Below are 11,608 nucleotides of genomic sequence, written 5' to 3'. Positions count from 1 at the left end.
GTATTTTTTATTTTTTCTATTATAAATTCTGTATATATATTATCGAACGTAGCATGTGATGTAGATTCTGCTATTATATTATCTTTAAATGAGCTCAGAGTTTGCTTTTCAATAAAGTTTTTATAACCGCTAATTATATTATATAAATTATTACTATCTGTGTTGATTTGTAGATATATTTTGTCTGTAATATTTAGTTTTGCTTCCTTTCTTATTTGTTGTATAGATCTGATTATATCTCTTGCTATACCTTCATTTTTGAGTTCTGTAGTGATTTTGGTATCTAATATAACTAAAGATTGATTATTACTCAAGGCTTTACTGTTTTTTATATTATCTGTTTTTGCTGTGAGTAGTAATCTAAATTCTTCTGGATATAATATTGTATCACTGATTATGATATTATCATTTTGAATTTTCCAGTTATTTATTTTACTATCTTTAATAATATCCTTAATTTTATTAGGAACTCTTTTACCTAATTTTGCAAAATTGATTGATAATTTATGATTGGAGTATTTTATGAAATCTTTGCTGTATTCTATTGATTTGATATTTAATTCATCTTTAATTAAATACTCGAAATTTTTGAAGATTTCATAATTTTCAGCTATAATTTTTATAGAATTTAGTGGCTGGCGGATACGAATGTTATGATCATTGCGTATGGATAGTACTACATTACAAAGATCTAAAATTTGATCCATATCATTCACGATTTTATAATCTATTACTATGTTTTTTAGTATTGGAAAATTTGTTAAATGTACGCTGATATCATGATTTAATAATTGATTAGTATTGATATCTATTTGATTAAGTCCTAAGAATATTAATTCTGTTATCATTGGTAAAAGCGAAGCAGAAGCTTTACTGATAGTAATCAGAGATGTGTATAAGCAATTATATGCATTTATTTTATCTTGATCCATATCAGATTGCCAAAATCTGGATCTACTCCTTCTTATGTACCAATTATTTAAAATTTCTATAAAATTAGACAATGCTTTATAAGCATTTTGTGTATCGAAATTATCTAAACATTCCTCGATTTTATTAACAGCAATAGCTAATTTATATAAAATATATTGGTCAAGCACATTCAAGCTAGATATATCTTCGCAGAATTGAGCTTTGATCTTATCTATATTAGAATAGATCACAAAAAAATGATAAGCATGCCACATAGGCTTAATTATTAATCGTAATTTTTCATATAGCATTTTTCCATCTTTATCTATTAATAATTCCTCACCTTTGGTGACATTAGAAGATAACATAGTACTCCTTAGAGCATCTGCTCCGTATTTGCTGAATAATACCATAGGATCTAGATAATTATTTAAACGTTTAGATAATTTTCTACCTTCAGTATCCAGTATTACTCCGTGACAAATACAATTTAAAAATGGAGGTTTATCAAATAATGCTGTAGATAATACCATTAAAGTATAGAACCACCCTCTAGTTTGAGCAGAATATTCAACAATAAAATCCGCAGGCAGATGAGATTCAAGCCATTGCTTATTTTCAAATGGATAATGTGCTTGTCCGTAAGGCATAGAGCCACTTTCAAACCAACAATCAAATACGTCATTTACCCTTTTCATTAATGATTTTCCTGTAGGGTCATTGGGGTTTTTTCTTATCAATTTATCTAGAAATGGTCTGTGTAGATTATCTATTTTCACATTAAAATCTTTTTCCAGCTCTGCTATTGATCCGTATACATCTATTCTAGGATAATTAGGGTTATCAGATATCCAAATAGGTATAGGAGTTCCCCAAAATCTATTTCTGCTTATTGCCCAATCTTTAGCATTTTCTATCCATTTACCAAATAATCCATCTTTAATGTTGTGAGGTATCCAGTTAATATTTTTATTTAGTTCTACCATACGATCTTTGATGGCAGTTACTTTCACATAAAATGAAGATACGGCCTTATATATCAATGGTGTATCTGTGCGCCAGCAATGAGGATAGTTATGTATATATTGTTCTGTTTTAATCCAATTTTTTTGTTTTTTAAGCTGTGATATTATTAAATCATTTGTATCAAAGACTAATTTACCTTCAAAATCTATTACTTCTTTTGTAAATTTACCAGTATTATCTACAGGACATACAATATCGATTCCATATTTTTGACATAAAATTTGATCCTCTTCACCGAATCCAGGAGCAATATGTACAATCCCTGTGCCTTCATTTTCTACTACAAAATCTGATAACAAAATTTTAAAGCTATTTTTATGGTTGTGAAAATAGTTAAATAATGGTTTATACTGTAGCCCTTCTAAATCTGCGCCAGTTATAGTATGGTAATCACTGATATTCGTATTATGAATGTTCAATACATCTTTGTAGGAATGTTGTAAAGAAGATTGGCTAGTAATATAGCAAATATCATCCATTATTACACAAGCGTATATTATGTTGTTACTAACAGCTAGTGCGAGATTAGATGGTAATGTCCATGGTGTTGTAGTCCAGGCTAATATTCTATATTCTTTACAATTTACAGGAGCATTTTTAGGTTTATCACTTAATATAAATGATATTGTTATTGCCTTATCTGCGCGACTTCTGTATGCATTATCTATTTTTGTTTCAAAATTAGATAAAGGAGTCTCACAAGCCCAAGAATAAGGCATTACTTTCATTTCTTGATATACTAATCCTTTATCATATAAAGTTTTAAACGCCCAGATCACAGATTCCATAAAATCTTTATCCATAGTTTTATAGGAGTTTTTAAAATCCACCCACCGTGCCTGACGTTCCACATATTTTTGCCATTCTTTTGTGTATTTCATTACAGATTCTTGACAATATGCGTTAAATTTTTCTATACCGAATTTTATTATTTCCTTTCTGCCAGATAGGCCAAGTTGTTTTTCTGAATATAGTTCAGCTGGTAAACCATGGCAATCCCATCCGAATCTTCTTTCAACCTTTTTGCCTTGCATAGTTTTATATCGTGCATATGTATCTTTTATGAATCCAGTAAGCAAGTGACCGTAATGTGGTAATCCATTTGCGAAGGGTGGACCATCGTAGAAGATAAATTCATTATTTTTGTTATCTTTTAGATAGTCTCTTTGTAATACAGATTTAGTGAAAATGTTATTGTGTTTCCAGTATTCTAGTATTTTATTCTCTAATGCAGGAAAATCGGGATCATTGTTTACTGCGGGATATAACTCTTCTTCTTTCATAATCGATATCTTGATTTATAGCTATGTTAAAATTAAATTATAACTTTGTAGAATATATTATAAAAACAATCTTAAAATTGGAATTTTCACTATTATGGAGTGAGTTAAATGTTTTTTAATTTTCTGTAAATTTGCAATATTATCTACTAAATATTTAATAAATACTTCTGTATCTCTGGCGTTTTCCGAGTTATCTGCTTGATAAAAATTGCTTGCTAATATATATATTAATGCTAATAAAAATCTTTTGGTATAGAAGTTAAAATCTGTTGATTTGTCATCAGCGTATCTCCATAAAAGATCTACGTTATAAATTATAGCTTTCATAGCAATATCGAAATTATAAAATACAGAAAAAAAAGCGAATTGTCTTAGTAATATTTGTTTATCCATTACTTTTATGATTCTTGTATTTAATGCCAGTGTAATTTTATCGCGTATTTTTTCAGGGAAATCAGATTTACTTAATATTTTCAACGTTTTATCAGATTGCCATTTATCAAATTCTAGTACCACTGATTTTATTCCTCCAGGAAATAAGAATTCAGAATAATATTTAGGGAAAAAATTTTTTGCTTCTGATTCTCTGATTAAATCCTTATGCCAATTGGATTGAATCAGCAAAGTCTCTAACGTAGTAAAAATCAATTCTTTTGACTGCTGTTCCTTAATTACAAATGATTCATTACTGTACATATAATATCTGATAAACAAATGAGTGATATATTATTGTAATAAGAGATTACGATGTAACTTGATAAATTATCAAAACAAACTGATTTATGTATTATTATCGATTAAAATTTTAGCTTTACTATACCATATGCTTTCTGGGAATTTTTCATGAAGCAATTCCAGATTTTTTATGGCGTGATCTTTAATTCCTATAAGTAGACTGCTTTCTATTATTCTATACAATAATTTATCTACAAAGGACACTTGAGGATATTCCACTAAAATTTGTTGTAATCTGTTTAGCGCAGCTGTAGGATTTTTATTTTTTAAATAGTAATATGCTATATTTAATTCAGATTTTGCTAATGTATCATTCAGTATATTTATTTTATGCAATGAATCTCGTACGTACCTACTATTAGGAAATTCATGAATTAATTGTAAAAATATCAATTTAGCGTCATATGAATTTGACTGATTTAATGATATATCTCCAGTTTGCGCATAGTAAGAGAGGGCCTTTAGGTAATATACATATTCAATTTCTTTGTGTTTTGGATGAAAAGTGATAAAATGATCTAACACATCTATTGCATGGTTGTATTGCTTAGCTTGATACAAAGAGTATGCCTGCATTATTTCAGATTTTTGTGTAATGTCGCTATTAAAATATTCTAAAAATATTTTTTCAAATTTTTTAGCTCCTGCGGTGTATTCTTTATTATTTACGAGTTTTAACCCTTGAGAGTAAACTTCATTAGCCGGAACTGTTGTAGAGTCGTTACTAACTATGTCGTTGCTTGATGCACAAGAAGTGAATATTGTTAAAAACAGGCAGTTTAAGATCGTTTTAAGTAAGTTATTTTTTATCATTTGTATCGTCTTTTAGAGCATTTTTTAGTGCTTTTAATCCCTTACCTATATCAGACATGACACTTGGTAACTTTCCAGCGCCGAACAACACAAGTATTATTAATAATATAATTAGAAGTTGAGATAAACTTATACCCATAGAATTTATCAAAATATATTATTTAATATTTATAACTCTTGTATTTAAAACCAGAACTTTCTATCCACTTACATTCTAACATATTAGATGCATATAAAATTCAGACGTTACTTTGTTAACTAATTTACAATAATCTTATAAATAAGTGATAACAACACAAAACATCACTACAGACCATATTTGGTGACCCCTACGGGATTTGAACCCGTGTCTCTACCGTGAAAGGGTAACGTCCTAACCAACTAGACTAAGGGGCCATATCTGTATGATGCTAACAAAATACTAGATACATAAAATATTCAAGAATTACTCATTTGTCAATTTTTATACCTGTAATTCGACCAGTCTAGTTTACTAATTTAGAAAAGTCAAAGAAAACCTGCAATAGATATTTAAGATATTTAGTTTAGTAATGATAAGAAATTTTTATTTCAAAATTATGTGATCTATACAAATTTTCATTTTCATATTCCAATGAGATTTTAGGTGATACCTGAAATATTATCCTTGTTTTAGTATCGCCAGATTTAAATAATCGCACCACTTCCAGAAATAATCTGTTATTTATGTTTTTTGTTAATCCTATAGATGTCTGATCTGGGTCATCCTTATTATTAGTAATGCGTAAATTATCTATTCTTGTGATTTTATAAAAAATGTTATTTTTTTTTTTACCGTATAGTGGGTTTAAGTTATATGATAATTCTAATATATTATTAAGGTTGTGTCCTAGTGATTGTTCTTTTTTTGTACCGAATAATAGTAAATATAAAATCTCGGTTTGATTTAACGATGGATTATTTACTGAAGAAAATGTAATTCTATTATGGTGTGTAGATCTGTAGAAATCTAGATGTATTTCATCATCTTCTAGCTTACTGGTAGCTGTAAAATACATGTCCATAGAGTCAGGTATTTTACCATTAAATTTTATCCCACCCTGAATAATTTTAAACATTTTGAAATATTTTAAATATTCTCCATCCAAAGACTGTAAATTTCCGTATAATTCAGGTTGCTCTAAGTTACCTTTTACATCTAGTTGCCCTATAAGTTTTGTATTAATTCCGAATCCATTTAATCTTAATGGCTTTTCCAATGTAATTTTTAGTTGTAGCAATATTTTTTTGTATATCTCGGTTAAATGATTATTTGCACTACTTTTGTTATTAATTTTATCATCACTATTAGAGTCATTTATAGTTTTAATAACATTAAATGTACCGAAATCACTTTTATAATTTTTGTTTAGATTAATTTGTGAATCTTTTTGGATATTAATATTGCCAGCTATAGTAGCACCTGTTAAATTGCCTTTAAGCTCTAAGTCTAACGATGTTATAATCTGTAACATATACTGATTAATTAAATAAAATTTTTCAGTTTTAATATAAATATTAAAAGGCATAGTATTTGTTAAATATATATATCCATTACCGTAGGCAGTATTCCCAGTATTATCTAATATAGTGATATTTTTGAATATTATTGTATTATTTTGCCCTATAATTTTAGCTGAGAGATTATGTACTGAGATATCATGTAATAGATATCTATATGATATAGAGTCACAATTTATACTCCCTTGTACTAGTGAATTAACTAATTTGCCTCTATCCATGGTGCCTTTTATATTAAAGTTTCCATATATTTCTCCTGTGATTTGATGATTTTCATTCATAGGAATGAGTGATATAATTCTTAGATTCTTATCAATTGTAACTGATAAGAAAATCTTTTTTGGATTATTTAAAATACTTATTTGGTCAAAATTACTTGAGTATTGTATAGGTATATCTGCTATCAGCTTGAGCAAGGTTTGATTTTCTTGTTGAGCTTGGACTACAAAATTTAATTTATTATCTTTCATATTAAAGTTGCCTATAAGATCTATATTTTTTTCTAGATGTTTTATTTGTATATTTTGACAATTTAAATTAGCTGAAAATCTTATCTGATTTTTTAGATTAGATATGTACAAGCTACCTTGTAATCTAGCATTAGAGAGGTTTAGTGTATTTGATAATTTACACTCTGATAATCTCACTTGATTGAATTTTATACCTAAATCTATTAAGTTATTAGAAAATTTGCTCTGGATATTACACGATCCACGATTAATCGAGATTGAATTGGTATTAATTACCCAGTATTCGTTATGGTCTATTATTTCAATCATTTTTTCATTATTTAATCTTAATCCTGGCATCGTTATGTTTAATGTATCTATCCAGATTAATTTTTCATTCTTAGTAGTGCCATTTATCTTTATGTATGTTTGACTTCCATTTGAGAATGCTTTGCTTGTTATATGAAATTTATTTTCTTTATTCAAAAAGTTAAATGTTAGATTATGAATGTTTTTATTTTTAATCTTTAAGTATTTTGTATCTATTTTTATATGGCTAAAACTTTTAGTAAGAACATCATCTAGTTTAATATCAAAATTGATTTTAGATGAGTTCAATATATTACTTGGTTTATTGAGTTTATTAGAGAGTTTAACTGGATTATAATTTATAATATTAGGATTAGATTTAATTATTTTTTGCGATATTTGTTCTAATATCTTTTCTAGTTGTATGAAAGCAGAGTTTGTCTCTATAGTATTTTGATAACATTTTAGTTTTTCTATATTGCCCTTCAATATTATCTGTTGTCTATTATTTGGTGTGGTAAGTAATTCTAAATCTAGGTTTAGCAGCCCTGTTATAGAATATTTATTATCAGGTAGTATTGACTTCAAGTCTTGATCTACTATACGAATTTTACCATGTAGGGATTGATGATTTATATCTAAATATATTTTGCTTATTGGTTGAAACAATATGTTTTTCGATTCAAATTTTGTAAAATATAGTAGATTATTGTTTAGTGATAAATTAGATTTAATTTCTAATAACAATTTATTTTTATCATCTATAAGTGTTTTTATATTTATTGTACTTTCAGGATATATTCTCTGTTGTTTTAGGCTAGAATGTATAAAACATTCTCCAGAAATTGGTTTATACAAGTTATAGTGATATTCTAAATTAAGTGATAAATCATCATAATTTTTTATATTAGCACTTCCTGCAAATGATATTTTATCAGAATTGAATGTTAAATTATTGATTGAAAATAGTTCAATTGTATCATTATAATATATTTTAGATTTTAGTTCTATGTTATTAACTTTATGCAATTTGTGTATTTTGGATTCTAATTCTAGTTCTATGACGTTGTTTTTAAGGTTACATGATATATTGTATAAGTTTAGCTTACCCTCTATCTTTTGCTTTGTATTATGGTTATCGATTAAAAAATTTGCGATGTTTATATTATTTATACCTAGTATTTGTAGTATAGTTAAAAAATATGATTTAGAGTTACTGTGGTTAATTTCTCCATTAGCGGTTTTCAGATTGTGTTTTTGTGTTGATAGCATGTAATCTAGGACATGTATTTTTTCAATTTCTATTGAGTTAATCCTTTTAAGAGAAAAATTTGCTATAGATACTATGTTGATATTTATATTATTGCACTTAGCAATATTGACTGAGTTTTTTTTGATATAGATTTTAGGAATTTTTATTATTAGTGGAAAGTTAATTTCTACGTTATTAATTTTTACTTCAAAGCCTGTATTGTCATAAATTTTATTTGTTAATATGCTTACATAGATATTTGTTATGTAACTGTTCTGTAAGGATATTATAAAAATAAAAAATAAACCTAAGATTGTTAATAATAAATAATTTATTGTTTTTACGATAGCAAACATTTTAATTGTTATTATTTTCTATTAAAGGGCTTGCCCTATATTAAAATATAATGAAAGCCCTTTATCTATATTAACTCTTCTATTTAGAGGGAATGCTATATCAACCCTTATAGGCGCCCAAGGTAAGTGATACACTATACCTATCCCTAAAGATTGGTACATTTTTCTATTAAAAATAAATTCCCTTTTTTTATCTATAAAGCTTATTTCGTAAAAAGCTAATAATTCTGTATTTTGACTGATTTTTCTCTTTATTTCTCCAATACCACTTAATATCCATTTATTTCCTATATTTTTATTATCAGATTTTGTAGGATTATCAATAAATAATTCATTTTTATATCCTCTTGCAGATTTTATATCACCAAAAAATAGCCTTTCACTAAAGGGGACTTTATTAATTGATTCTGTGAATATATATCGAAAATTTCCTATAAATGCTATATTCAATTTGCTATTTTTGTCTATATTAAGATAATGACCAAATGTAAGAGATGTTTTACAAAAATTTTGGTGTTTTGTATTTATTTTAATAAAGGGTTCAAGTGATATACTTAACATACTACCATTATGTGTTATGTATTTATCATCTCTAGAGTCTATTATAAATTTTGTTGGTAATGATATATAGTCATAGATATATTTATTTTCAGGAATTTTAGGAATTAATTGGGTGTGCATTTTGAGATATTTTATTCCTAACAATAATGAATATATATCACGTAATTCATATCTTATACCTGTTGATAAAATCACATCTTTTGATGAAAATTTTTTATTACTAAGATTTTTTAGTTCTAATTCTGATTTTAAGCTCGTGTTTTTATTATGTGATAAATATGGAGCTGTGAAACCAATATAAAATGATTTTTGACCTTTATTAATTTTAAAACTACTATCAAACGTTTCAGCATTTCGTAAAAAATTTTTATGTGTCCATCCTATCCCCCCTTCCATACCTAATTGTGTGTTATATATCAGCCTTAATTTAAATGATTTATATAAATTTTCTACCAAATAAAATTTAATATCTATTTTATTATCATGTGTTACATCTATTACTTCAGGAATGCTAGGAACAACTATTTTAAATAAACCAGTTTCCATCAGTGTGTTTGTTATGTTTTTTATCAACGATCTATTGAAACAAGCATTTTTTTCTAAATTAATTAGTTTATTTAAGAATTTTATACTAGTTTGTTTTGCTCCCTCCCATATGATAGACCTAATATAAGCTCTATGTTCTGCTATGACTAAGAATTCTATTTCTAACTTTTTGGTTATGTGATTCAATATAGATTGGTAATTTATATCTATGTACAGATAACAGTCATTTTTATCTATAAATTCTAAAATTTCATTTTTAGCATTTAAGATATTTGTAATTTTAGCGTCATCACCAATTTTCAAACTTAATTCTTCAATTTTTGGTAATATAAAATTGCCAGGTTTTTTTGAAATATCTCTTATTTTTATCGAAGATATAGTGTATTTACTATGACTTACAAGTTCAAAAATTAATGTTTTTTTCTCTTTATTAAAGATTGCACTGACTTCTACTTCTAGATATCCCTGTGAATTTAAGAAATTTATTAATATTTTTTTACCTTCAGAAGATAAAAAGGCAATTTTTTGATCTTCTGAATAAGTTTCGACAGTATTTTGTAATTTCTTGATTATAGAATTAATTTTAGTTTTGAATGGTTGTAATTCTTCGTTGATATTATATTGAATATCAATTTGATTTTTGGATGATTTTGCCAATGCTAAGTTATTATGTGTAATATTAAATAATAAACAACAATAACAGATTAAAATTATTGGATAAAATCTAATGTAACTGATATCCATTTAAAAAACGCAACAATATTTTGCTAAAATACTAATTTCCGGCTCTATTTCTCATTATATCATATAAACCAAATATATTTTTTATTTCTTGATAATTAATATGAGCAATCTTTGTAGCTTCTTTTTGTCCTTCATCTATTATTTTAGATAGAAATCCCTTATCAGATATTAATCTATAATATTCTGATTGTAATGGTTGCAATTTATTAATAATTATCTCTGACAAATCTTGTTTGAATATAGATATATTTTTATTCTCGTATTGAGATACTATATCTTGTATACTAATTGAAGAAAATTCTGAATATATATTAATCAAATTAGTTATTTCAGGCCTTAATTTTGGTTCATAGCTTATATGTTCTATGCTATCTGTTTTAGATTTTTGAATTTTTTTTGTTATTAAGTCTGCTGAATCACAAATATTAATCCTAGCAAACTCTGAAATATCAGATTTACTCATTTTTTTAGTACCATCTTTTAAGCTCATTATCCTGGAGGAATATTTTTGATATGTAGCTTCAGGTATAGGGAATTTATGATTACTTGAGTATTTATGATTACTTGAGTGTTTATTAATAATAGAAGCAATATCTCGAGCAAATTCTAAATGTTGTGTTTGGTCATTGCCAACAGGGACGTAAGAAGCCTTGTATAGCAGGATATCAGCTGCCATTAGTAGTGGGTAGGTTAGTATTCCTGTGTTTAGAAATTGTATGTTATTTATATCTGATTTGCTTTTAAATTGTGTCATTCTCTTTAATTTGCCGATAGGAGTAATACAATTTAGTAACCACGCCAGCTCTGTATGTTCTGAGATTGTAGATTGTAAGAATATAGTGGATTTCTTATAGTCGATACCAGAAGCAATATAAATTGCTAATGTTTCAAATAACAATTGTGTTTTATCCTGTTTAAAATCTGTTAAGTTCGCTGTCATAGAATGTAAGTCAGCTAGAAAAATAAAGCATTTAAAATCATTTTGTAGGTTGATCCATTGCTTTATTGCACCTAGGTAATTACCAATATGTATTGCACCACTAGGTTGTATTCCAGATACTATATGTTTTTTCATTGCGCTGA

The 11,608-nt window shown here is 26.6% G+C and carries 7 protein-coding genes and 1 tRNA gene; all 8 read right to left on the bottom strand.

Features of this window, described 5'->3' with window-relative positions:
• The coding region (ileS, locus tag IHI24_RS01215) for an isoleucine--tRNA ligase (protein WP_194966247.1) at positions 1-3,221 on the bottom strand (3,221 nt) is incomplete at its 3' end.
• Positions 3,222-3,278: 57 nt separating this feature from the next.
• Positions 3,279-3,917 (bottom strand): COQ9 family protein, encoded by a 639-nt coding sequence (locus IHI24_RS01210; RefSeq protein ID WP_194966246.1) that lies wholly within the window; start codon positions 3,915-3,917, stop codon positions 3,279-3,281.
• Positions 3,918-4,001: 84 nt separating this feature from the next.
• A complete protein-coding gene (locus IHI24_RS01205) occupies positions 4,002-4,769 on the bottom strand; it encodes an outer membrane protein assembly factor BamD (RefSeq protein WP_194966245.1) in 768 nt (255 codons plus the stop codon).
• Positions 4,756-4,908: a twin-arginine translocase TatA/TatE family subunit gene (tatA, locus tag IHI24_RS01200; RefSeq protein WP_194966244.1), complete on the bottom strand. Its 153-nt coding sequence runs from the start codon at positions 4,906-4,908 to the stop codon at positions 4,756-4,758. Before tatA ends, IHI24_RS01205 begins: the two co-directional genes overlap by 14 nt.
• Positions 4,909-5,089: 181 nt before the next feature.
• A tRNA-Glu gene (locus IHI24_RS01195) sits at positions 5,090-5,165 on the bottom strand.
• Positions 5,166-5,314: 149 nt separating this feature from the next.
• Entirely contained in the window at positions 5,315-8,674 is a 3,360-nt protein-coding gene (locus IHI24_RS01190) for a translocation/assembly module TamB domain-containing protein (RefSeq protein ID WP_194966243.1), read from the bottom strand.
• A gap of 21 nt (positions 8,675-8,695) precedes the next feature.
• A complete protein-coding gene (locus IHI24_RS01185) occupies positions 8,696-10,525 on the bottom strand; it encodes an autotransporter assembly complex protein TamA (RefSeq protein ID WP_194966242.1) in 1,830 nt (609 codons plus the stop codon).
• Between the two features lie 31 nt (positions 10,526-10,556).
• Positions 10,557-11,600, bottom strand: a complete 1,044-nt coding sequence (gene trpS / locus IHI24_RS01180; RefSeq protein ID WP_194966241.1) for a tryptophan--tRNA ligase — start codon at positions 11,598-11,600, stop codon at positions 10,557-10,559.
• Positions 11,601-11,608: the final 8 nt, after the last annotated feature.

The organism is Rickettsia endosymbiont of Cardiosporidium cionae, assembly GCF_015476335.1.
Lineage (GTDB): Bacteria > Pseudomonadota > Alphaproteobacteria > Rickettsiales > Rickettsiaceae > JADHZC01.
Note: the sequence above shows the minus strand (reverse complement) of the source record. Positions and strands in the feature narration are given on the sequence as shown.

Coding starts and splice junctions, on each gene's coding strand:
- IHI24_RS01210 (WP_194966246.1), bottom strand. CDS start 3,917: ATGTACAGTAATGAATCATTTGTAATTAAGGAACAGCAGTCAAAAGAA.
- IHI24_RS01205 (WP_194966245.1), bottom strand. CDS start 4,769: ATGATAAAAAATAACTTACTTAAAACGATCTTAAACTGCCTGTTTTTA.
- tatA (WP_194966244.1), bottom strand. CDS start 4,908: ATGGGTATAAGTTTATCTCAACTTCTAATTATATTATTAATAATACTT.
- IHI24_RS01190 (WP_194966243.1), bottom strand. CDS start 8,674: ATGTTTGCTATCGTAAAAACAATAAATTATTTATTATTAACAATCTTA.
- IHI24_RS01185 (WP_194966242.1), bottom strand. CDS start 10,525: ATGGATATCAGTTACATTAGATTTTATCCAATAATTTTAATCTGTTAT.
- trpS (WP_194966241.1), bottom strand. CDS start 11,600: ATGAAAAAACATATAGTATCTGGAATACAACCTAGTGGTGCAATACAT.